Raw genomic sequence first — 21,644 nt, 5'->3', positions numbered from 1 at the left:
AATGGGGATCTGTTGAATTACTTCTCGACGACCGCGAACAGGTCGTCTTCCTTCATGACGAGCAGCTCGTCGCCGCCGACCTTGACGGTCTGGCCGCTGTACTTGCCGAACAGGACGCGGTCGCCGACCTTCACGGTCAGAGCTGCCAGTTCGCCCTTGTCGTTGCGCTTGCCCGGGCCCACTGCCAGGACTTCACCCTGATCGGGCTTCTCGGCGGCTGCGTCGGGGATCACGATGCCCGATGCGGTCTTGGTTTCGCTGTCAACACGCTTGACGATCACGCGATCGGCCAAAGGACGAAGTTTCATTGCATCTCCTGGATGTATGGATAAGAAACGGGTTTGTGGTCGGGCGCCGGACCGGAGGCCGGCAGCCCATCAGCTGGAAGCGAGGGCTGTTAGCACTCGTCAGCAGCGAGTGCTAATCATAAGGGCAATCGATGACGTTTCAAGGCTGGGCGGCCGCTGGCGCCAGTTCCGCAGTCAGGAAATCCGAAATCGCACGGCCGTGCTCTTTCTGTCGCCGATGCGGCAGGAGGTGGCTTCCGGAGGCCCGGGAGGGGCAGGTTTCCAGATCTCTCGCGTGTTGGCCAGGCGGGGAACCGGGGCCATCAGTCGATGCACGGATCGATGATTCAGGCCCGACGCCGACGCTCGCCAGGCCGGCAAGTCGCTCTTCGGGGCCAGGCAAGTGATGAGGCACGCGGGACGGCGCTCATGGGGCTGCTAATGGATTAGATCAATCAACGGCCCCGGCCCTATAAATCCCGGTTTTTCACCCGGCCTTGGGGCCGATGCCGAACTTGGCGGATCGAGCCGGTTTCCATGATTTTGCATTTGATTTTACGCAGGGCCGATGGCTCGCGCGGGCTGCGGGGAACGATGAGTTCGAGAAACGAGGCCTATCGGAGCCCGCCACCGAAAGACCCGCTCGCATGACCGCTTCCCATCGCTGCGATGCGATCGCGGTCGTCGACGACGACCCGCGCCTGCGGCAACTGGTCGGCGGCTATCTCTCCCAGGAGGGCTACGAGGTGTTCGAGGCCGAGAACGGCAGTGCGCTTTCGTCGATCCTGCAGCGCCGCGCCATCGACCTCATCGTGCTCGACGTGCTGCTGCCGGGCGAGGACGGCTTCTCGGTCTGCAGGCGCCTGCGCGCCACGGGCACGCGCACGCCGATCATCATGCTCAGCGCGAAGGCCGAGGACGCCGACAGGATCGCGGGCCTGACGATGGGCGCTGACGACTATGTCTGCAAGCCCTGCAATCCCCGGGAACTGCGTGCCCGCATCCAGGCGATCCTGCGGCGCAGCCCTCCGAAGGAGGAGCCGGGCGGGCCTTCGATCGCGAACGAGGTCGTGCGTTTCGGGCCTTTCGAATTCAACATGGGCACGCGCACGCTTCGCAGGGACGGGCGCATCCTCGGCATCACCACCGTGCAGATCGCGATTCTCAAGGTGCTCGTGCGGCACACGGGCCAGCCGATGTCGCGGGAGAAGCTCGCGCAGGTGGCGCGCGGGCGCGAACTCGGCGCCTTCGACCGTAGCCTGGATGTGCAGGTCTCCCGGTTGCGCAAGCTGCTGGAGGACGGGGCGTTTTCCTATATCCAGACGGTATGGGGCGTGGGCTACATGTTCGAGCCCAGCGGCAAGGATGGCGGCATCCGGTATCCGTCAGGGCCCGGCCACGCGGCCTCCTGGTAGCTCCGGGCTGCCTCGGCGCCGCTCAGAGCCTGGACAGCGGCACCTGAAGATCGGCAAGCTGCTCCGGCGTGACCTCGGTGCCGCGCTCGATGAGCCTTCGCGCAAACCGCAGATCGCGCGCCGCGTTCGGCCCCAGCGCGGCGGCGACCTTGCCGCCATCCAGAAAGAACACGACGAAGCTGTCGCTCTCCATGTCGCCGCGCACCACGGCGCGATGCCCCGGCGCCGGCATGCCGAATATCTGGAGGTTGATGCCGTACTGGTCGGACCAGAACCACGGAAGCGGCTGGTGATCGACCGCGATGCCCAGCGCGGAGCGCGCGGCCGCGATGCCCTGCTCCTGCGCGTTCTGCCACGACTCCAGCCGCATCCGCCGGCCGGCGCGCTCGCAGTGCCAGACGGCGACGTCGCCGGCGGCGAGGATGTCCGGGTCGGAGCTGCGGCATTGCGGGTCGACCACGATGCCGCCTTCGCACCGCAGGCCGGCCTCGCGCGCGAGCTCGTCGTTCGCGATCAGGCCGATGCCGGCCAGCACCACGTCGCATGCCAGCGTGCGTCCGTCGACGAGCGTGGCGATCAGGCCGTTGCCGTCCGCGCCTTGCGCCAGGCGCTCGATGCCCATGCCCAGTTCGACATGAACGCCGTGCGAGGCGTGGAGCCGAAGCAGGTAGCCGGAGATCTCCGGCGCAACGGTGCGCTCGCAGAGGCGCTGCATCGCTTCCACGACCGTGACCTCCAGCCCCTTCCTGCGGGCGGTCGAGGCCACTTCGAGCCCGATCCATCCGCCGCCGATGACCAGCAGCCGCCTGCCCGGCACGAGCGCGGCTCCCAGCGCCGCGGCATCGTCGAGGTTGCGCAGCGTGAAGACGCCGGGCAGCTCCGATCCGGGAATGCCCAGCCGCCGGGCACGGCCGCCGGTGCAGAGAATCAGTTTGTCGTAGCCGACGACGTCGCCGCCGCTCAGGTGCAGTCGCCTCGCCGCGCTGTCGATGCGCGTCGCGCTCACTCCCGGGCGCCAGTCCACGTTGAGCGCGTCGAAGGCTTCGGGCTTTTGCAGGCTGGTCGTCTCTGGAAGGGCTTCACCGGCGAGAACCGATTTCGACAGGGGAGGGCGCTCGTAGGGGCGATGCGCCTCGTCGCCGATCAGCACGATCCTGCCGCCGAAGCCTTCGCTGCGCAGTGTCTGCGCGGCCCATCCGCCGGCCTGGCCGGCGCCGACGATCGCGATCGTCTTTTCTTCAGCGCTCATGGTTCGTGCCGTTGCAGATCAGCCCAGCGAAAGAAACACCCGCCCGCCCTCGATCTTCACGGGATAGGAGCGGATCGCTTCGGTCACAGGCGCGCAGGTGGGCTTGCCGCTGCGCACGTCGAACTTGCCCTGGTGCAGCGGGCACTCGATCTCGTGCCCTTCGAGAAAGCCTTCGCACAGGCGGGCATGCCCGTGGGTGCAGATGTTGTCGGTGGCGTAGACGTTGCCTTCGACGCTGTAGAGCGCGACTTCATTGCCGCCCACGAGGACGGCGATCACGTCGTCCGCCGGTACGTCGTCGACCGCGGCGGCGTCGGTCCATTGCAGCTCACTCATGGCGGTCCTCAGATCGGATAGATGACGGAGTTCGGGATCATTTCGCTGTCGTAGATGACCTGGCGCGAGGCGAACTTCAGGCCCTCCTCGGTACGCACCACCACGTCGATGTAGCGGCCCACGCTGAAGACGCTCGAAAGCTCCGAGAGCTTGGTGCGGAAGACCGCGTAGTTGGCCTCCGACTCGATGCGCCCCGGCCCGGCCTTCAGCACCACCGGCGCGCCCACCACGTGGCGCTGGTAGTACGGGTCGTGGAAGAGGGTCTCGCGAATGCCGTAGACACGATCCTTCAGCATGCCCTTGCTCTCGAAGGAGAGCGTGGCGAGAGGAAAGCCGCGCTCGTGGTTCTCGCGCGGCTGCAGCCGGTAGACGCAGTCTTCCGTGAAGAACTCTGGCCACAGTTCCCACTGGCTGGAGCTCACGGCCTGGGCGTAGCGGGCGTAGAGCTGCGAAAGCTCGAAGTACTCCTGGAAGTCCATCGCTCAAGCCTCCATCACCTTGCGCCAGTACTCGTACATGCCCCGGATCAGCGTCTCGGTGACCATGTGGTCCGTATCGCCGACCTCGCGGCCGCCGAGTTCGGCGAGCGTGCGGTGGAATGGCTTCTGCTCGAAGCCCTTCTGCGAGAGCTCGATCACCTCGCCGTCGTCGGCCGACACGAAACCCGCGGGGCCGAAGAGGTTGGCCTGGCGCAGCCGGCGCTGCGTCATCTCCTCGGTGTCGTCCTCGAAGCCGAAGTGCGTCCAGACGAAGTCGAAGGCGCCGGGGCCGCTGGGCTGGATGTGCCGCGTCGAGACGCTGTTGACCTGCTGCTGCAGGATTACGCTCGGGAAGAGCGTCATCATCACCGCCGTCGGCCCGCCCCACCAGGGCTCGGGCACGATGTCGAGGAATCGCGGGTCGTTGAGCTGCATGCTTTCCTTGAAGCTCGACACCTGGGTCACCTGGTCTGCCTTGCCGCTCGCGCCGCGCGTGGAAATCATGGCGGCGTGGCGGTGGTGCCGGTCCATCTTCAGCTCCGACTTGTTGTCCGCGCGCCAGAGCCCGAAGGTCACGAACCAGGTGTGCAGCAGGCCCGGGTGGTACGGGTCCTTGATGTTCTCCTGCATGAGCTTCCAGTTGCCCGGAATGCGCTGGCGGTTGTAGCCGAGGATGGTGAGCTTGCGGCCGTTGAAGAGCCGGTCGAAGTAGCCCAGGATCTCCGGGCCCATGAAGTCCTCGAGCGATTCGACCTCGGGGTCGAAGGCCGCGAAGACCACGCCGCCGCGCCGGGCCACCTTGAGCTTGTTGAGGCCGTGCTCGGCCGGCTTGAAGTCGGCCGGCATGCCGCCGTTGACCTTGCCGTCCTGCTTCACGCCGCGGCGGAAGGGCACGCCCTGCAGGTCGCCTGCGAGCGTGTAGTTCCATTGGTGGTAGGGGCAGGTGAAGCCGCCTTCCTTGCGGTTGCCGTGCCGCTCGCGGCAGAACTGCATGCCGCGATGGGCGCACACGTTCTCGACCACGCTGATGGAGTCTTCCGCATCGCGCACCATGATCACCGAGCGCTCGCCCACCACCGTGCGCTTGAAGTCGCCGACAGCCGGAATCTCGGCCTCCAGGCCGACGTAGCTCCAGTGGTTGCGATAGAAGAAGCGCTCCAGCTCCTGGCGGTGCAGGTCGGCCTCGGTGTAGGCCATGAAGGGGATGCGGCTGGTGCCCTGGCTCTCCCAGTGGATCTTCTGGGGGAAGACCGCCGATGCGGTGTCGTCCATTCTTGTGTCTCCTTGGCCGTCCGGTGGAGGGCGGCGTTCGTCTCTCGTGGGGTGCGTCGATGATCCGCATTCGGGCGTCATCGCTCAATAGAATGTGATCAATAGTTCATATTGATTTCAAGAATGTGAGAGGCCGGCGATGGAGCTGAAGGACATCGATCTCAACCTCCTGGTCGTCTTCCAGCAGCTGCTCGTCGACCGCCGGGTTTCCAAGGTGGCCAGCAGCCTCGGTCTCTCGCAGCCGGGCGTGAGCAACGCGCTGGCGCGGCTGCGCAAGCTCACCGACGATCCGCTCTTCCTGCGCACGCCCAACGGCATGGAGCCCACGCCCTATGCGCAGCAGCTCGCGGAGCCGACGGCGCGCGCGCTGCAGGTCATCCACGCGGCGATTAACCAGAAGGCCTCGTTCGATCCGGCCACGTCGAAGCGCGCCTTCACCGTCGGCATGACGGACATCGGCGAGATCTACTTCCTGCCCAGGCTGATGAAGGAGATCGCGCGCGTCGCGCCCAACGTGTCGCTGAGCACCGTGCGCAACACGGCGGTGAACCTGCAGGACGAGATGGAGGCCGGCCACGTCAGCCTCGCGATCGGCCTGCTGCCGCAGCTGAAGGCGGGCTACTTCCAGCGCAGGCTCTTCAGGCAGAACTATGTGTGCATGTTCAGGCGCGGCCATCCGCTGGACGGCAGGAAGAAGGTGACGCTCGACGACTTCTCCGCCGCCGATCACGTCGTGGTGGTTTCGGACGGCACGGGCCACGGCAAGGCCGACGAATTCCTCGACCGCAAGAAGATCACGCGCAAGGTGGTGCTGACCGTGCCGCACTACGTGGCCGTGGGGCACATCCTGCACGACTCCGACCTCGTCGCGACCGTGCCCGAGAGACTCGCGCAGGCACTGGCGGGGCCCTTCGACCTGTCCTACGTGCGGCATCCGGCGAAGCTGCCGGAGATCGCGATCAACCTGTTCTGGCACGGCCGCTTCCACAAGGACCCAGCCATCGCGTGGCTGCGCTCGCTGATCATCGGGCTCTATGGCGAGGGCGGGCCGGGCTGAGGAGCGGGCTTCGCCGCTGCTACAGCTGGTCGGTGGGTACGAACCACGAGAAAAGCAGCAGCTGCAGCCGGGTCAGCATGCTCGAGTCGGGTTCGCTGTCGAGCACCTCGTTGTCGACGTCGCCGGTACCGACCCACTGCACGCTCTGGCCGTCGGGCTTGAGGGTGACGCGGTACACGCCCTCGATGTCGTCGAGCTGGTAGGCGAAGAGCAGAGCCTGGGTCAGGTCGAAGCTGCGCACGCGCACGCCGAACTCGGTGTTCAGGCGGGCGGAGCGCGGGTCGAGGTTCATGGAGCCGAGCAGCACCCATTGCCGGTCGACCAGCGCCAGCTTGGCGTGCAGCCGCCCGCGCGCCTTCTTGAGCAGGGTGCGGAACTGGTCGCTGCGCTTCAACTGCTGCGTGCTCACCTCGTACAGGTTCACGCCGAGCTTGAGCATGTCGACGCGGTAGCGGTTGTAGTTGATGTTGACCAGCGGCTCGTCGCTGTCGGCCAGCGAGTTGGTGATGACGGTGATGTTCACGCCATGCTCGCGGCCCATGCGGATGCGCTCCATGCCCTCGTCGCCCGGAATGAAGTAGGGCGAGATCACGACCACGCTCGAACGGGCCGTGGCCAGCATCTCGTGGAAGCGCTGCGCGAGCGGCTCGACCGGGTGGGCCATCACGCCCAGCGCCTTGTTGGGGCTGTCCGCGGAGGCGTGGGCCTCGGCGCGCATCCATTTCGCCTCGTCGATGTCGGCAAGCTGCGCGCCCAGCGGCGGATCGCCGAGCAGGTCGGAAAACGGCAGCGGGTCGGGCGGCGGCGCGTGGGCGGGGGAAGTCGCTTCCTCGAAATCGGCCTTCAGCGCCTGCGGCGTGCGGCTGGTACCGGCCACCCGCTGCAGCGGGTAGACCACGTCGCTGTTCCAGTAGGTGTCGAAGATGGCGGCGGATTCGGGCACCACAGGGCCGGCCAGCAGCAGCTCGAAATCGATGAAGTTCGCGCTCTCGCTGCGCAGGAAGTACTCGTCGGCGAGGTTGCGGCCACCCGCGATGGCCATGGCACCGTCGGCCACGAACAGCTTGTTGTGCATGCGGTGGTTGAGCCGGCGGAAGTCGGAGAAGAACTCCAGCCAGCGCCCGGAGGAATGGTCGCGCGCGTTCACGAAGGGGTTGAAGAGCCGCACCTCGACGTTGGGCTCGGCTGCGAGGCCGAGCAGCAGGCGGTCCATGCCTGCCGTGTAGAAGTCGTCGAGCAGCAGCCGCACGCGCACGCCGCGGCGGGCGGCGTTGCGCATCTCGCGAAGCAGCAGGCGGCCGGTCTTGTCGTTGCCGAGCTGGTAGGTCTGGATGTCGAGCGACGACTTCGCACGTCGCATCAGCTCGAGCCGCGCGTCGAGCGCGAAGGAGGCCTCGATCAGCGGCCGCATGCTGCTAAGGCCGTCGGGCGGGGTGTTGAGGCTGATGGCCGCGCGGCCCAGTTCGGTGGCCGGCGAGGCGGGGATGGCCAGCGTGGGCGGCTCGGGCGTGCGCGGCGGCAGGCCGGCGCAGCCGGTGAGCGCGGCGACCGCCACGAGCGCCATCAGCCGCAGAGCCGGACCGCGCAATGCGGGAAACAGGAGGGCGATGAGCTTGAGCATGAAGGCTGCCAACGCACGGTGAGCGTGCGGGCGGCATCGTAGCCGTTTCGCCTTCGCGCAGAAGACGCAATTTCGCAACGCAACGCCCTTCATCCAAGGCGGTGATTCGGGAAGGCGGAAATTTGTCACGCATAAAATGCGAATCGTTCTTATTAATTTGTAGAGGAGCGGAGCGGGAATGAAGAGGTTGGTGGCGCGGCGCAGGGTCGCATCAGTGCTGGCGGGATGCCTGGCGATCTACACACAGCATCAGGTGCTGGCCCAGACGACGAATGCAGCCTCGCTGCCGGAAGTGCGGGTCGATGCCGGGGCCGAGACGGCGACCACGCCCGTTATCGGCTACCGAGCGAAGAACGCCGTCACTGCCACCAAGACCGACACGCCGCTTGCCGAGACGCCGCAGTCCGTCACGGTGGTCACGCGCGACCAGATGGTCGACCAGGGCGCGACCAACCTGCAGGACGCGCTCACCTACGCCGCGGGCGTGCGTTCCGACGCCTACGGCATCGATTCCCGTTCCGACAGCTTCCTGGTGCGTGGCAGCGAACCGACCATCTACCTCGACGGCCTGCAGACCTACTCCTCCGGCTGGTACACCGCCACCGCACGCCCCGACCCCTACACCCTGGAGCGCCTCGAAGTGCTGCGCGGGCCCTCTGGGATGCTCTTCGGAGCGGGCACCGCGGGCGGCGTGGTCAACATGGTCAGCAAGCGGCCCCAGCAGGAGGCCTACCGCGAGGTCGGCGTGCAGTTCGGCTCCTTCGGCCGCAAGCAGATCCAGGCCGACCTGACCGGCCCCCTGACGGCGGACGGCGACTGGTCGTACCGGCTGGTGGCGCTGCACCGCAAGTCCGACACGCAGGTCGACTACGTTCCCGACGACCGCTCCCTCATCATGCCGTCGCTCACCTGGCGGCCGAACGCCGCCACGTCGCTGACGCTGCAGGCCCTGTGGCAGAAGGACAAGACCGGCAGCACCTCCCAGTTCTTCCCGTGGCAGGGCACGATCCTGCCGAACATCAATGGCCCGTTGCCGTCGAGCCGCTTCATCGGCGAGCCGGGCGACGGCTACGACACCGAGCGCAAGACCTTCGGCTGGCTGTTCGAGCACAAGTTCGGCGACCGGTGGACCTTCCGGCAGAACTTCCGCGCGTCGCGCACCTTCAACGACTCGCACTACCACTACGCCGATTCGTTCTCCGAGCCCGGCGGCTGGTCGCTCGACCCGGTTGGCCAGCGCCTGCTCGGCCGCTACAACGACAAGTCGCTCGCCTGGACCAGCATGGCCGGCATCGACAACCACGTCGAAGGCCATTTCGACACCGGCGCGGTGCGCCACACGCTGCTCGTGGGGGCCGAGTACTCCCGCCAGCGCCAGGACAAGACCGAAGGCTCGGTCTACAGCACCATCGACGCCTATGCACCGGTCTACGGCCTCGGCTACGTGCCGGTCACCGAGCTGACGCGCAAGCCCCGCACCACGCAGCGCAATGCCGGCATCTACGTGCAGGACCAGATGAAGTGGAACAACTGGATCTTCGTTGCCGGGCTGCGCCATGACCGCAGCACCGCCGGCACGGCGGGCAGTGCTTCTGAAACGACGAGCGCCACTTCGCGCCGCCTGGGCGTGATGTACGCGCTGCCCTCCGGCTGGTCGCCTTACCTGAGCTACACCGAATCCTTCACCCCGCAGGCAGGCACCGACGCCGACGGCAAGCTGTTGAAGCCGTTGCGCGGCGAACAGGTGGAAGCCGGAGTCAAGTACCAGCCCCAGGGTTCGGCGACGAGCTTCACGGCCTCGGTGTACTCACTCAAGGAAAAGAACCGTACCGTCTTCGACAGCACCAATCCGAACTATGGCCGGCAGGTCGACGCGACGAAGAACAAGGGCGTGGAGTTCGAGCTCAAGACCACCCTGGCGCGCGACTTCGACCTCGTCGCCAACTACACCTACATCGACGTCGACCACAAGCTCACCGACACGCCGCGCAACCAGGTGTCGGTGTGGGGCAAGTACCGCTTCTCGATCGCCGGCGTGCCGGGCTTCTCGGCCGGCGCCGGCGTGCGCTACATGAGCGGCTTCCGCGATGTGGAAGGCGCGGGTGCGGGCCCCTACGTGCCGTCGGTCGCACTGCTCGACCTGATGCTCGCCTACGAGTCGGCCAAGTGGCGCTACGCCCTGAACATCAACAACGCCACCGACAAGACCTACTTCAGCACCTGCCTCGCGCGCGGCGACTGCTGGTACGGCGCGCGCCGCAACATCGTCGCCAGCGCGACCTACCGTTTCTAGAACCCCTTCCTCGATAGAACAGCCACGACATGAACAGCAGAAAGATCAAGACCTGGGCCTGGGTGCACAAGTGGAGCAGCCTCGTGTGCACCGTCTTCATGCTGCTGCTGTGCATCACCGGGCTGCCGCTGATCTTCCACCACGAGATCGGCCACCTGCTGGGCACCGAGGTCGAGGCGCCGAAGATGCCGGCGGACACGCCGCGCGTCAGCCTCGACCGCGTGCTCGAGGTCGCGAAGGCCAGGCACCCCGACCGCGTGGTGCAGTTCGCCTCGCAGCCCGAGGACGACGACGGCCTGTGGTTCGTCACGCTCACGCCCACGCCGGCGCCCACGGACGACTTCAAGTCGGTCGCGGTCGACGCGCGCACGGGCGAGGTGCTCGCGCAGCCCAAGTTCGACGAGGGCTTCATGTACGTGATGTTCAAGCTGCACGTCGACCTCTTCGCTGGGCTGCCGGGCAAGCTGTTCCTCGGCTTCATGGGCCTGCTGCTGCTGGTGGCCGTGGTCTCGGGCGTGGTGCTTTATTCGCCCTTCATGCGCAAGCTCGACTTCGGCACGGTGCGGCGCGAGAAGCGTCCGCGCCTGAAGTGGCTCGACCTGCACAACCTGCTGGGCATCGTCACGCTGGTGTGGGTGTTCGTGGTGGGCGCCACCGGCATGATCAACACCTGGGCCGACCTGGTCATCAAGTACTGGCAGTACGACCAGCTCAGCGCGCTGCTGACGCCCTACAAGAACGAGCCCGTCGTGGCGGTGAACGACCGCGCCTCGGTGCAGCGCTCGATGGAAGCCGCGATCCAGGCGACGCCCGGCATGAAGCTGTCGTTCATCGCGTTCCCGGGCACGTCGTTCTCGAGCCCGCACCACACGACCTTCTTCCTGCGCGGCAACGAACCATTCACGTCGAAGCTCTTCCAGCCGGTACTGGTCGACGCCAAGACGGCGGAGGTGACCGCATCGCCCAAGCTGCCCTGGTACCTGTGGGCGCTGCTGGTGTCGCAGCCGCTGCACTTCGGCGATTACGGCGGCATGCCGATGCAGATCATCTGGGCACTGCTCGACATCGCGACCATCATCGTGCTTGGCAGCGGCCTGTACCTGTGGCTCAAGCGCGGCAACACCGCGCCGGCGGCCTCGAGGAAGGTGCGGGAACACGAAGAGAGCAAGCCCGAGCACGTCGGCGTCTCGCAACCCGAGCCGGCACCGGCGATGAAGGCGCAGGCATGAAGCCGCAGCACCATCATCACGGCTTCTGGCAGATGTGGGGCTGGCCCATCGTGCTGGGCGTGCTCACCACCTTCGGCCTGATCTCGGCGCTCTTCAGCGACGGCGGCCTGGGCGACGTCCTGGCCTGGATCGCGCTGGGCATCCCGTGCGTGGTGTGCGTCTGGTACGGCTGGTGCAGGAAGCGGGCCGAGAAGGCCAGCGAGTCCTAGTTTTCCCTGAGAGTCGCGCCACCGCGACACGCGCGGCCGGCGCGCCAAAGCAGAATCGGCGCGATGAAGAACCTCGCGCCCGTTGCCTTCACCGCCGCCGGCCTCCTCCTTCTGGTCGCCGCGCCGCCGGCCGCGCGGGCGCAGCAGGATCAGCCCGCCGCCGGCCCGGGCCCCGGCAGCAACGCCCCGAGCCTGCGCGAGATCACCGTATCCGTTCCCCGAGGCGAGGTCGCACCCTTCAACGTGCCCGGCTCGGTCGACCGCGTCGATGGCGACGAGATGCGCGACAGCCGCCTGCAGGTCAACCTGTCCGAAGGCCTCGGCGCGGTGCCGGGCCTGCAGGTGCAGAACCGGCTGAACTACGCGCAGGACCTGCAGCTTTCCATCCGCGGCTTCGGTGCGCGCTCGACCTTCGGCGTGCGCGGCGTGCGCCTCTATGTCGACGGCATCCCCGCGACCCTGCCCGACGGGCAGGGCCAGACATCGAACATCGACATCGGCTCGCTGGACCGCGTCGAAGTGCTGCGCGGACCGTTCTCCGCCCTCTATGGCAACTCCTCGGGCGGCGTGGTGCAGGCCTTCACCGCCTCGGGCGAGGGGCCGCCGCGCCTGTCGTATTCGCTCGCGGGCGGCAGCTTCGGCACCTGGCGGCAGTCGTTGAAGCTCAGCGGATCGCAGGGCGCGGTGGACTACCTGCTCGACGCGAGCCGCTTCCACACCGACGGCTGGCGCGAGCACAGCGCCGCGAAGCGCGACATCGCCAACGGCAAGCTCGGCATCGCGCTGGACAACGGCGACAGGCTCACGCTGGTGTTCAACAGCGTGCGCATAGCCGCGCAGGACCCGCTGGGCCTCACCGCCGACCAGTACGCCCTGGCGCCGCGCAACGCGCCGCTGGCCACGCAGTACGACACGCGCAAGACGGTCGAGCAGACGCAGGCCGGCCTGCTCTACGAGCACCGCATCGACGCCACGCAGGGGCTGCGGCTCATGATCTACGGCGGCCAGCGCAAGACCGTGCAGTTCCAGTCGATCCCGCCGTCGGCGCAGCAGAACCCGCTGCACGCGGGCGGCGTGATCGATCTTTCGCGCCAGTACGGCGGTGTCGACCTGCGCTGGAACGCCGCGCTCACCCTGGCCGGCCGGCCCTTCGACATCGTGGCCGGCCTGGGCTACGACAGCCTGCGCGAAAAGCGCCGGGGCTACGAGAACTACCTCGGGCCGCTGTCGGCTCCCATGCTCGGCGTGCGGGGGCGGCTGCGGCGCAACGAGCTCAACGAGGCATGGAACCTCGACCCGTACGCGCAGGCCACATGGCGGCTCGCCGACCGCTGGACGCTCGAGGCCGGCGTGCGCCGCAGCAGCGTGCACTTCGACTCGCAGGACCGCTACATCGTCGGCACCAACCGCGACGACAGCGGCAGCGCGCGCTATAGCAAGACCCTGCCGGTGGCCTCCCTGCGCTACCAGGCGACGCAGGACCTGGCGCTGTACGGCTCCGTCGGGCGCGGCTTCGAGACGCCGACGCTGAACGAGCTTTCCTACCGCGCCAACGGCGCGAGCGGCCTCAATTTCGCGCTGCGCCCGTCGGTCAACGACAGCATCGAGATCGGCGCCAAGGCGCGGCTCGCCGGCGGCCTGCTCACGGCAGCGCTGTTCCAGACCCGCACGCGCGACGAGATCGTGACCGACACCAACGTCGGTGGCCGCGCCACCTTCCAGAACGCGGGCCGCACGAAGCGCAACGGCCTCGAGCTGGGCTGGCAGCACGAGACAGCGAACCACTGGCGCACGCAACTGGCCTACACGTGGCTGGACGCGACCTATCGCGACGCTTTCTGCTCGCCGTCTCCGTGCGGCACCGCGAACACCGTGGCTGCGGGCAACCGCATTCCTGGCATCGCGCGGCAGTCGCTGTTCGCGTCGCTGGGCTGGGTGCCGCCCGAGGGCTGGCGCGCCGGCATCGAGATGCGCGCGCTCGGGCGCATCCAGGCCAACGACGCCAACACGGCGAGCGCGCCGGGCTACGCCGTGGCGGCGGTGTATGCGGGCTACCTGAAGAAGTGGGAGCGCTGGGAGTTCAACGCCTTCGCGCGCGTCGACAACCTGTTCGACCGGCGCTACGTGGGCTCGGTGATCGTCAACGAAGGCAACGGCCGCTACTACGAGCCGGCCCCGGGCCGCAACTGGACGGTGGGGCTGAGCGGCGCCTACCGCTTCTGACGCCCCACCATCTTTTTCTCTTGCTTACTTGAGGCCGGCTGCCGCGCGCAGTGCGGCGGCCTGGGTGGTCGCTTCCCAGGTGAACTCGGGCTCCTCGCGGCCGAAGTGGCCGTAGGCGGCGGTCTTCTGGTAGATCGGGCGCAGCAGGTCGAGCATCTGGATGATGCCCTTCGGACGCAGGTCGAAATGCTCGCGCACCAGTTCCGCGATCTTCTCGTCGGGAATCACGCCCGTGCCTTCGGTGTAGACCGTGATGTTCATCGGCTGTGCGACGCCGATGGCGTAGGCCACCTGGATCTGGCACTGGCGCGCCAGGCCGGCGGCCACGATGTTCTTGGCGACGTAGCGCGCGGCGTAGGCGGCCGAGCGGTCGACCTTCGACGGGTCCTTGCCCGAGAACGCGCCGCCGCCGTGCGGGCAGGCGCCGCCGTAGGTGTCGACGATGATCTTGCGGCCGGTGAGGCCGCAGTCGCCCTGCGGGCCGCCGATGACGAAGCGGCCGGTCGGGTTGATCAGGTAGCGCGTGTCCTTGAGCCACTCCTTTGGCAGCACCGGCTTGATGATCTCCTCGATGATGGCTTCGTTGAACGATGCCTTCATCTTGGTGGGCGTCTCGCTCTGGTCGGGGCTGTGCTGGGTGGAGAGCACCACGGTGTCGATGCTGTGGGGCTTGCCATCGACATAACGCATCGTCACCTGGCTCTTGGCGTCGGGACGCAGGAAGGGCAGGCGGCCGTCCTTGCGCAGCTGGGCCTGGCGCTCGACGAGGCGGTGCGCGTAGTAGATGGGCGCGGGCATCAGCTCGGGCGTTTCGTCGCAGGCGTAGCCGAACATCAGGCCCTGGTCGCCGGCGCCGGTGTTCAGGTGGTCGTCGCTCGCGTGGTCCACGCCCTGGGCGATGTCGTTGGACTGCTTGTCGTAGCAGACCATCACGGCGCAGCCCTTGTAGTCGATGCCGTAGTCGGTGTTGTCGTAGCCGATGCGCTTGATGGTGTCGCGCGCGACCTGGATGTAGTCGACGTGCGCGTTGGTGGTGATCTCGCCGGCCAGCACGACCAGGCCGGTGTTGGTCAGCGTCTCGGCGGCCACGCGGCTGCGGGGGTCCTGCTCGAAGATCGCGTCGAGGATGGCGTCCGAGATCTGGTCGGCGACCTTGTCGGGGTGGCCTTCGGAGACGGATTCGGACGTGAAGAGGAAGTCGTTCGCCATTTGTTCAAAACTCCTTGATTTGACTTGGCGCGTTGCCAACTCTGCGGAGCTCTGGCGAACGCTTTAGCAGATGCCGATTTCTCGGCCCGGCACAATCGCATTGCTGCGCTTGTGTTTGTCGCCCTGCAAGTTGTTCCGTAACTCGGCGACAATTTGCATTCTATTCGAGCCGCGCAATACCATGCGCGCGCGTCCGTGTTTTGACTCCCTCCCGTATTCGATGATCACCCTGTTCCGCCTGCTTGCCCGCGTGCCGATGCCGCTGATGCATCGGTTCGGTGCATTGCTGGGCTGGCTGGTCTGGTGGAGCGCACCCGGCTATCGCCGCCGCTTCAAGGCCAATGCAGAGAGCGCGGGCTTCGGCCCCGAGCAATACCGCCCGGCCATCGCCGCCGCCGGCAAGATGGCGTCCGAGCTGCCATGGCTCTGGCTGCGCCCGCATGGACAGACCGTGCTGAACCGCGTGGTGCGCTGGGAAGGCGTCGAAGCCTTCGAGGCGGCCATGCAGGCGAAGAAGGGCGTGATCCTGGTCGCGCCGCATCTCGGCAGCTGGGAGATGTGCGGCCAGGCCATCGGCGAGCGCTTTCTGCCGACCTACGGGCCGATCACGGCGCTGTTTCGCCCCGCGCGCAAGAAATGGATGGCCGACCTGATCGCCGCCGGCTCGCGCGACCGGCCCGGCCTGCAGACCCTGCCCACCAACAACACCGGCGTGCGCGGCCTGATCCGCACGCTGCGCAGCGGCGGCTACACCGGCATCCTGCCCGACCAGGTGCCTCCGCTGGGGCAGGGCGTGTGGGCGCCCTTCCTCGGCCGGCCCGCCTACACCATGACCCTTCTTCCCCGACTCGCGCAGCAGACCGGCGCGGCCTGCTTTTTGAGCGTGTGCGAACGCCTGCCGCGTGGCGCGGGCTACGTGATCCGCTTCGAGCCCATCGTCGGCACCGCGCTGACCGACCCGTCCGCTCCCATCGAGGATGCCGCTGCCGCGATGAACGATGCCATCGGCCGCCTCATCCACAGCCTGCCGGGCCAGTACGTCTGGGACTACGCCCGCTACAAGGAACCGCGCGCCGAGCGCGTGGTCGCCGCCGCAGGGGAAGCTGCATGAGCCTCGGTTCCCGACTCGGCATCGGCTTCATGCGCGTGATCGCGCCGCTGCCGCTGCCCGTGGTGCGCGGTTTCGGCGCGTTCCTCGGGCGCATCCTGCACACCGTGGCGGTGCCACGGCGGCGCGTGGTCGACACCAACCTGGCGGTCTGCTTCCCCGACAAGTCGGAAGCCGAGCGGCGCGCCATCGCGCGCGAGACATTCGTCTACGTGGCGCAGTCCTGGCTCGATCGTGGCTGGCTCTGGCATGCGCCAGAGAAGACGGTGGCGAGCCGGCTCAAGGTAGTGGGCGCGGCCTCGGAGATCCGCGAGATCGCCGAGGGCGATGCGCCGATGATCCTCTTCGCGCCGCACTTCTACGGCCTCGACGCGGCGGCCACCGCGCTCACCATGCACACCGCGCGTCCCTCGGCCACGATCTACACGACGCAGCGCGATCCGATGATCGACGCCTGGATCCGCGAGGGCCGCACCCGCTTCGGCGACGTGGCGGCGCTGAACCGGGTGGACGGCATCAAGCCGGTGCTGCAGGGCCTGCGCAAGGGCGGCCTGCTGTACCTGCTGCCCGACATGGACTTCGGCCGCGACCAGACCATCTTCGTGCCCTTCTACGGCGTGCAGGCGGCCACCGTGCCGTCGCTGTCGCGCTTCGCGCGGCTGGGCAAGGCCAAGGTGGTGCCGGTGGTGTCGAAGCTCACGCGCGAGGGCTATGAAATCGAGATCCTGCCGACCTGGCAGAACTTCCCGACCGACGACGTCGAGGCCGACACTGCGCTCATGAACGAGCGGCTGCAGGGCTACATCGACACGATGCCGTCCCAGTATTACTGGGTGCACCGCCGCTTCAAGACGCGGCCCGAAGGCGAGCCGCCGATCTACTGATTCCGCTGCAGGAATCCCTCGATCTCGCGCGCAACCAACTGCGGCTGCTCGTGCACGATCCAGTGGGTCGCGTTCGGCACCTTCTTGATCTCCAGCTTCGGCACGTACTCGTCGAGTCCTTCGAGCAGGCCGGGCAGCAGCGCGGCGTCGTCGAGCGCCCAGAACACGAAGGTCGGCACTTCCACCACCAGGCGCTCGCGCGGCAGCACGGGGATGCCGTCGACGGTCTGGCCGGGCAGCGGCGGCTTCATCGGCGTCACGCGGTAGAGGTTGCAGGCGCCCGTGAGGCCCGCGCTCCAGACCTCGCGGTACTGCTGCTTCACTTCCTCGGTGAGCCAGCCGAAGCCGTCGGGGCCGGCCTTCATCAGCAGGAAGAAGGGCCACATGCGCTTGAAGTCGTCGGCCGCGAGCAGCGCCTCGGCGTCGGGGCGCGCGAGGAAGTTCATGTATGCGCTTGCCTGCTGCTGCGCCGGGTTGTTGCGCAGCTCGCGGGTGAAGGTGCCCGGGTGCGGCGAATTGATGATGACCAGGCGTCCGACCTGCTGCGGGAAGGCATTGGCATAGCCCCAGCCGAAGGCGCCGCCCCAGTCGTGGGCGACCAGCGCGGCCATGGTGCCGTCGGCGCTCTCGGTGGCGGCGAGCTGCTGGATGTCCTGGATCAGCAGGGGCGCCTTGTAGGCAGCCACGTCGGCAGGCGAGCTCGACTTCTCGAAGCCGCGCAGGTTGGGCGCCACGCAGCGGTAGCCGCCGTGGGCCGGGTCGGCGAAGTACTCGAGCAGTTCGTCCCAGATGAACGCGGCCTCGGGGAATCCATGGAGGAACACCATCAGCGGCCGGCCCGGCTGGCCGGCGGCGCGGCAGCTCAGGGTGGTGCCGTTGGGCAGGCTGCGCTGGAATGTCTCGATCATGCTTCTTGTCTCCTTCGGGTTGACTGGTGTTGCTATTGTTTTGATAGTGAACTTCGCAGATGGGACGATCGGTACAGCCTGTTGCGTATCAGGCGTCTTCCGGTGGTGGCGTCGGCTCGGGGCCGGCGGCCGGTGCCTGGGCGTCTTCGGGGTGCACCCAACGCCACAGCAGCTGCGCCGCCTCGCCCACGCCCTGCTTCTTCAGGGCCGAGAACAGTTTCACCTCGCCGCCACCGGCCTGCAGTCGCGTAATGGACAGCACCTTGGCGCCCTCGCTGCGGGTGAGCTTGTCGGCCTTGGTGAGCAGCACGAGGAACTTCAGGCCCTGCTGCACGCGCGGGCGGATCACGTCGAGCAGGATCTCATCGAGCTCGGTCAGACCGTGGCGCGGATCGCACATGAGCACCACGCCGCGCAGGTTCTCGCGCGTCATCAGGTAGTTGCCCATCACCCGCTGCCAGCGCAGCTTGGCCTCGCGCGGCACGGCCGCGTAGCCGTAGCCGGGCAGGTCGGCGAGCACCGCGTCATCGACCTTCTGCTTGCCGATGCCGAACAGGTTGATGTGCTGCGTGCGGCCGGGCGTCTTGGAGGCGAAGGCCAGGCGCGTCTGCTGGGTGAGGGTGTTGATGGCGGTCGACTTGCCCGCGTTGGAGCGGCCGACGAAGGCAATCTCGGGCAGGTCGAAAGGGGGCAGATGCTCCAGCTGGGGCGCGCTGGTGAGGAAGTGGGCGGTGTGCAGCCAGCCCAGCGCCATGCGTTCGCGTTCGGCAACCTTGGGGTCTGCGGCGGGCGCCGCGCGGGGAGGATAGGCGGCGGGCTTGGCGCGCGGGGAGGGCATCTACGGACTTTCGAAACAGGGCCCACATTGTAGAATCGTGAGGTTTTGCGCCATAAATTCGAAGCCCCCGATATGAAGTTGTTTGCCAATATTGTGCTTGCGGCCCTCGTGGGCATCGCATCCAGCGTGAGTTTTGCAGCCGATGAACACGCGGCCGCTCCTGCCGCCCCGGCGGCCGCCAAGCCGGCCAAGCCGGACCCCGCCAAGGGGGATGCGCTCTTCAACGCAACGCCGGCAAACAGCCAGAGCTGCGCCTCCTGCCACAACGCCGACGGCAACTCCGCCATCGCCGCCAACCCGAAGCTGGCGCAGCAACACCCCGAATACATCCTCAAGCAGCTGCAGGACTTCAAGTCCGGCGCCCGCAAGAGCGCGATCATGAAGCCGCTGGCCTCGGCGCTGTCGGAAGAAGACATGCGCAACATCGCCTGGTTCGTCGGCTCGAAGAAGGTCAAGCCGGGCTTCTCGAAGGACAAGGACACCATCGCCCTGGGCGAGAAGATCTACCGCGGCGGCATCGGCGACCGCCAGATCCCGGCCTGCGCCGGCTGCCACAGCCCCAACGGCGCCGGCATCCCGGCCCAGTACCCGCGCCTGGGCGGCCAGAACGCCGACTACACCGTGGCTCAGCTCACGGCCTTCCGCGACAACGTCCGCCTGAACAGCCTGCCCATGACCGGCGTCGCCGCCAAGCTCAACGACAGGGAAATCAAGGCGGTCGCCGACTACATTGCCGGTTTGCGTTGATGATGGCGCTCCCTGGAGCGTGACCAGCCGCCGATAACAACCCCAAACAAAGGGCGGGCCGATCCAGCAGGATGGCCCGCCTTTTTGTTTTTTTCTCTTCCTACTCTCGCCCGATGTCCGTCTCCACCCATGGCCTTCGCGTTCATCGTGGACCGCAGATGCTTCGCGCCGCGGTGGAACTGCTGTCGTCGATGCGCTTCGCGATCGCGCTGCTCACGATCATCTGCATCGCGTCGATCATCGGTACGGTGCTCAAGCAGCACGAGCCGATCAACAACTACATCAACCAGTTCGGCCCGTTCTGGGCCGAGCTCTTCCGCACCGCGCGGCTCGACTCGATCTACAGCGCCTGGTGGTTCCTGCTGATCCTGCTGTTCCTGGTGATCAGCACCACGCTGTGCATCGTGCGCAACACGCCGCGCATCCTGGTCGACCTCAGGACCTTCAAGGAAGACATCCGCGCTCAGAGCCTCAAGGCCTTCGGCCAGCGCGCCGAGAACCGTCTCGGTGAAACACCGGACGTCGCCGCCAACCGGATCGGGCAACTGCTGGTGAGCGGCGGCTGGAAGGTCAAGCTGCAGCAGCGCGAGGCAACTGGCGACGGCAGGCAGGCCGCGGGCTGGATGGTCGCGGCGCGTGCCGGCGGCGCCCACAAGCTGGGCTACATCGCCGCCCACAGCGCCATCGTGCTGGTGTGCATCGGCGGCCTGCTCGACGGCGACCTGGTGGTGCGCGCGCAGACCTGGTTCAACGGCAAGAGCGTGTTCACCGGCGGCGGCATGATCGCCGACGTGCCGCCGCAGCACCGGCTGTCGGCGAGCAACCCGACCTTCCGCGGCAACATCCTCGTGCCCGAGGGCGGGCAGGGCAGCGTCGCCATCCTGAACCAGTCCGACGGCGTGCTGCTGCAGGAGCTGCCGTTCTCCATCGAGCTGAAGAAGTTCATCGTCGACTACTACTCGACCGGCATGCCCAAGCTCTTCGCGAGCGAGGTGGTCCTGCACGACCGCGAGACCGGCGAGCAGGTGCCCGCGCGCATCGAGGTCAACCACCCGGCCAGCTACAAGGGCGTGGAGATCTACCAGTCGAGCTTCGACGACGGCGGCTCCAAGGTGAAGCTCAAGGCGGTGCCGATGGCTGCCGCGGCCAAGCCCTTCGAGGTGGAAGGCGTCATCGGCGGGCCCAGCACCGAGATCACCAACGGCAAGGACAAGCTCACGCTCGAGTACGCCGCGCTGCGCGTGATCAACGTCGAGAACTTCGCCGACGCCAACGCCATGGGCAGCGGCGCCGACGTGCGCAAGGTCGACCTGCGCCACGACATCGAATCGCGCCTGGGAGCAGCCAACAAGACCAACAAGCCGAAGGTGCTGCGCAACATCGGCCCGAGCATCGGCTACAAGCTGCGCGACGCCGCCGGCCAGGCGCGCGAGTACCAGAACTACATGGTGCCGGTCGATACCGGCGACGGCCAGCCGGTGTTCCTGCTGGGCATGCGCGAGAAGCCCGAGGAGCCCTTCCGCTACCTGCGCGTGCCGGCCGACGACCAGGGTTCGATGGACGGCTTCGTGCGCATGCGCGCCGCCCTCGGCGACGCCGCCACGCGCGAGCGTGCCGTCGAGCGCTACATCGCCAAGGCCACCGACCCCAAGCGTCCCGAAATGGCCGAGCAGCTGCGCGTGTCCGCCACGCGCGCACTGGCGCTGTTCGCGGGCAGCGAGCGCGCCAAGGCCGACGCCACCACCGTGGGCGGCTGGCAGGCGATCGCCGAATTCATGGAAGCCAACGTGCCCGAGGCCGAGCGCGAGCGCGCCGGCGGGGTGCTGGTGCGCATCCTCAACGACGTGCTGTTCGAGGTGCTGAACCTGAGCCGCGAAGGCGCCGGCCTGGCCGCGCTACCCAACGACGAGAAGTCGCAGGCCTACCTGACGCAGGCCGTGCTGGCCATCAGCGACGCGCATTTCTACCCGGCGCCGGTCGCGATGATGATGACCGACTTCACCCAGGTGCAGGCCAGCGTGTTCCAGGTGGCGCGCGCCCCCGGCAAGAACATCGTCTACCTGGGCTGCCTGTTGCTGATCGTCGGCATTTTTGCCATGCTGTACGTGCGCGAGCGCCGCCTCTGGGTGTGGCTGGCGCCGGATGGCAAGGCCGGCGAAGGCGATGCATCCGCAATGACGGCCGCCACGATGGCCTTCTCGGTCAATCGCAAGACCATCGACAGCGACCGCGAATTCGAGCATCTCAAACGCAAGCTGCTCGCCCTGAACGAATAAGACC

19 protein-coding genes are annotated in these 21,644 nt (G+C 67.4%); 10 read left to right on the top strand and 9 right to left on the bottom strand.

The window, feature by feature from the left end; all coding sequences use genetic code 11:
* Positions 1–17 precede the first annotated feature (17 nt).
* Positions 18–308 (bottom strand): co-chaperone GroES, encoded by a 291-nt coding sequence (locus tag ACAM57_RS26120; protein ID WP_007835162.1) that lies wholly within the window; start codon positions 306–308, stop codon positions 18–20.
* Between the two features lie 626 nt (positions 309–934).
* Here ACAM57_RS26120 and ACAM57_RS26115 point away from each other — a divergent pair.
* Positions 935–1,702 (top strand): response regulator, encoded by a 768-nt coding sequence (locus tag ACAM57_RS26115; RefSeq protein WP_126022958.1) that lies wholly within the window; start codon positions 935–937, stop codon positions 1,700–1,702.
* A gap of 22 nt (positions 1,703–1,724) precedes the next feature.
* On the opposite strand, the gene ACAM57_RS26110 is transcribed toward ACAM57_RS26115, so the two are convergent.
* From ACAM57_RS26110 to ACAM57_RS26095, 4 genes are read right to left on the bottom strand one after another with little or no spacing between them, the layout of a single operon-like run.
* On the bottom strand, positions 1,725–2,951 hold the full coding sequence (locus tag ACAM57_RS26110; RefSeq protein ID WP_369659467.1) for an NAD(P)/FAD-dependent oxidoreductase: 1,227 nt from the start codon (positions 2,949–2,951) through the stop codon (positions 1,725–1,727).
* 18 nt (positions 2,952–2,969) lie between these two features.
* On the bottom strand, positions 2,970–3,287 hold the full coding sequence (locus ACAM57_RS26105) for a non-heme iron oxygenase ferredoxin subunit (protein ID WP_184635040.1): 318 nt from the start codon (positions 3,285–3,287) through the stop codon (positions 2,970–2,972).
* Between the two features lie 8 nt (positions 3,288–3,295).
* Positions 3,296–3,766 (bottom strand): aromatic-ring-hydroxylating dioxygenase subunit beta, encoded by a 471-nt coding sequence (locus tag ACAM57_RS26100; RefSeq protein ID WP_369659466.1) that lies wholly within the window; start codon positions 3,764–3,766, stop codon positions 3,296–3,298.
* A gap of 3 nt (positions 3,767–3,769) precedes the next feature.
* Positions 3,770–5,038 (bottom strand): aromatic ring-hydroxylating dioxygenase subunit alpha, encoded by a 1,269-nt coding sequence (locus ACAM57_RS26095; protein WP_126022962.1) that lies wholly within the window; start codon positions 5,036–5,038, stop codon positions 3,770–3,772.
* Between the two features lie 139 nt (positions 5,039–5,177).
* Between ACAM57_RS26095 and ACAM57_RS26090 the strand changes: the two genes are divergently transcribed.
* On the top strand, positions 5,178–6,095 hold the full coding sequence (locus tag ACAM57_RS26090) for a LysR family transcriptional regulator (RefSeq protein WP_369659465.1): 918 nt from the start codon (positions 5,178–5,180) through the stop codon (positions 6,093–6,095).
* Positions 6,096–6,114: 19 nt separating this feature from the next.
* Here the strand turns inward: ACAM57_RS26090 and ACAM57_RS26085 are convergent, their stop codons facing one another.
* Complete coding sequence (locus tag ACAM57_RS26085) at positions 6,115–7,716, bottom strand: phospholipase D family protein (protein ID WP_126022964.1); 1,602 nt, start codon at positions 7,714–7,716, stop codon at positions 6,115–6,117.
* Between the two features lie 178 nt (positions 7,717–7,894).
* Between ACAM57_RS26085 and ACAM57_RS26080 the strand changes: the two genes are divergently transcribed.
* From ACAM57_RS26080 to ACAM57_RS26065, 4 genes are all read left to right on the top strand, one after another.
* Positions 7,895–10,009, top strand: a complete 2,115-nt coding sequence (locus tag ACAM57_RS26080) for a TonB-dependent siderophore receptor (RefSeq protein WP_369659464.1) — start codon at positions 7,895–7,897, stop codon at positions 10,007–10,009.
* Positions 10,010–10,038: 29 nt separating this feature from the next.
* Positions 10,039–11,238 carry a PepSY-associated TM helix domain-containing protein gene (locus ACAM57_RS26075; RefSeq protein WP_369659463.1) on the top strand — a complete coding sequence of 400 codons (1,200 nt, stop codon included), beginning with the start codon at positions 10,039–10,041 and terminating at the stop codon, positions 11,236–11,238.
* Positions 11,235–11,447, top strand: a complete 213-nt coding sequence (locus ACAM57_RS26070; protein WP_184635052.1) for a hypothetical protein — start codon at positions 11,235–11,237, stop codon at positions 11,445–11,447. The genes ACAM57_RS26075 and ACAM57_RS26070 overlap by 4 nt, the downstream gene beginning before the upstream one ends.
* A gap of 63 nt (positions 11,448–11,510) precedes the next feature.
* A complete protein-coding gene (locus ACAM57_RS26065) occupies positions 11,511–13,670 on the top strand; it encodes a TonB-dependent receptor (protein ID WP_369659462.1) in 2,160 nt (719 codons plus the stop codon).
* Between the two features lie 24 nt (positions 13,671–13,694).
* On the opposite strand, the gene metK is transcribed toward ACAM57_RS26065, so the two are convergent.
* Positions 13,695–14,879, bottom strand: a complete 1,185-nt coding sequence (gene metK, locus ACAM57_RS26060; RefSeq protein WP_126022969.1) for a methionine adenosyltransferase — start codon at positions 14,877–14,879, stop codon at positions 13,695–13,697.
* 220 nt (positions 14,880–15,099) lie between these two features.
* Here metK and ACAM57_RS26055 point away from each other — a divergent pair, with 220 nt between their 5' ends.
* Positions 15,100–15,990 carry a lysophospholipid acyltransferase family protein gene (locus tag ACAM57_RS26055; RefSeq protein WP_369659461.1) on the top strand — a complete coding sequence of 297 codons (891 nt, stop codon included), beginning with the start codon at positions 15,100–15,102 and terminating at the stop codon, positions 15,988–15,990.
* Complete coding sequence (locus tag ACAM57_RS26050) at positions 15,987–16,871, top strand: lipid A biosynthesis acyltransferase (protein ID WP_184635058.1); 885 nt, start codon at positions 15,987–15,989, stop codon at positions 16,869–16,871. The genes ACAM57_RS26055 and ACAM57_RS26050 overlap by 4 nt, the downstream gene beginning before the upstream one ends.
* On the opposite strand, the gene ACAM57_RS26045 is transcribed toward ACAM57_RS26050, so the two are convergent.
* Together ACAM57_RS26045 and yihA are read right to left on the bottom strand one after the other, a co-directional pair.
* On the bottom strand, positions 16,865–17,779 hold the full coding sequence (locus ACAM57_RS26045; protein WP_369659460.1) for an alpha/beta fold hydrolase: 915 nt from the start codon (positions 17,777–17,779) through the stop codon (positions 16,865–16,867). The genes ACAM57_RS26050 and ACAM57_RS26045 overlap by 7 nt on opposite strands.
* An 88-nt stretch (positions 17,780–17,867) precedes the next feature.
* Positions 17,868–18,617: a ribosome biogenesis GTP-binding protein YihA/YsxC gene (yihA, locus tag ACAM57_RS26040; RefSeq protein WP_369659459.1), complete on the bottom strand. Its 750-nt coding sequence runs from the start codon at positions 18,615–18,617 to the stop codon at positions 17,868–17,870.
* 72 nt (positions 18,618–18,689) lie between these two features.
* Here yihA and ACAM57_RS26035 point away from each other — a divergent pair, with 72 nt between their 5' ends.
* Entirely contained in the window at positions 18,690–19,364 is a 675-nt protein-coding gene (locus ACAM57_RS26035) for a cytochrome c (RefSeq protein ID WP_176667929.1), read from the top strand.
* 113 nt (positions 19,365–19,477) lie between these two features.
* A complete protein-coding gene (locus ACAM57_RS26030) occupies positions 19,478–21,640 on the top strand; it encodes a cytochrome c biogenesis protein ResB (protein ID WP_184635064.1) in 2,163 nt (720 codons plus the stop codon).
* Positions 21,641–21,644: the final 4 nt, after the last annotated feature.

It is taken from the genome of Variovorax sp. V15 (assembly GCF_041154425.1).
Classification (GTDB): domain Bacteria; phylum Pseudomonadota; class Gammaproteobacteria; order Burkholderiales; family Burkholderiaceae_C; genus Variovorax; species Variovorax guangxiensis.
This window is presented reverse-complemented; position numbering and strand designations above follow the sequence as displayed.

Coding starts and splice junctions, on each gene's coding strand:
- ACAM57_RS26120 (WP_007835162.1), bottom strand. CDS start 308: ATGAAACTTCGTCCTTTGGCCGATCGCGTGATCGTCAAGCGTGTTGAC.
- ACAM57_RS26115 (WP_126022958.1), top strand. CDS start 935: ATGACCGCTTCCCATCGCTGCGATGCGATCGCGGTCGTCGACGACGAC.
- ACAM57_RS26110 (WP_369659467.1), bottom strand. CDS start 2,951: ATGAGCGCTGAAGAAAAGACGATCGCGATCGTCGGCGCCGGCCAGGCC.
- ACAM57_RS26105 (WP_184635040.1), bottom strand. CDS start 3,287: ATGAGTGAGCTGCAATGGACCGACGCCGCCGCGGTCGACGACGTACCG.
- ACAM57_RS26100 (WP_369659466.1), bottom strand. CDS start 3,766: ATGGACTTCCAGGAGTACTTCGAGCTTTCGCAGCTCTACGCCCGCTAC.
- ACAM57_RS26095 (WP_126022962.1), bottom strand. CDS start 5,038: ATGGACGACACCGCATCGGCGGTCTTCCCCCAGAAGATCCACTGGGAG.
- ACAM57_RS26090 (WP_369659465.1), top strand. CDS start 5,178: ATGGAGCTGAAGGACATCGATCTCAACCTCCTGGTCGTCTTCCAGCAG.
- ACAM57_RS26085 (WP_126022964.1), bottom strand. CDS start 7,716: ATGCTCAAGCTCATCGCCCTCCTGTTTCCCGCATTGCGCGGTCCGGCT.
- ACAM57_RS26080 (WP_369659464.1), top strand. CDS start 7,895: ATGAAGAGGTTGGTGGCGCGGCGCAGGGTCGCATCAGTGCTGGCGGGA.
- ACAM57_RS26075 (WP_369659463.1), top strand. CDS start 10,039: ATGAACAGCAGAAAGATCAAGACCTGGGCCTGGGTGCACAAGTGGAGC.
- ACAM57_RS26070 (WP_184635052.1), top strand. CDS start 11,235: ATGAAGCCGCAGCACCATCATCACGGCTTCTGGCAGATGTGGGGCTGG.
- ACAM57_RS26065 (WP_369659462.1), top strand. CDS start 11,511: ATGAAGAACCTCGCGCCCGTTGCCTTCACCGCCGCCGGCCTCCTCCTT.
- metK (WP_126022969.1), bottom strand. CDS start 14,879: ATGGCGAACGACTTCCTCTTCACGTCCGAATCCGTCTCCGAAGGCCAC.
- ACAM57_RS26055 (WP_369659461.1), top strand. CDS start 15,100: ATGATCACCCTGTTCCGCCTGCTTGCCCGCGTGCCGATGCCGCTGATG.
- ACAM57_RS26050 (WP_184635058.1), top strand. CDS start 15,987: ATGAGCCTCGGTTCCCGACTCGGCATCGGCTTCATGCGCGTGATCGCG.
- ACAM57_RS26045 (WP_369659460.1), bottom strand. CDS start 17,779: ATGATCGAGACATTCCAGCGCAGCCTGCCCAACGGCACCACCCTGAGC.
- yihA (WP_369659459.1), bottom strand. CDS start 18,617: ATGCCCTCCCCGCGCGCCAAGCCCGCCGCCTATCCTCCCCGCGCGGCG.
- ACAM57_RS26035 (WP_176667929.1), top strand. CDS start 18,690: ATGAAGTTGTTTGCCAATATTGTGCTTGCGGCCCTCGTGGGCATCGCA.
- ACAM57_RS26030 (WP_184635064.1), top strand. CDS start 19,478: ATGTCCGTCTCCACCCATGGCCTTCGCGTTCATCGTGGACCGCAGATG.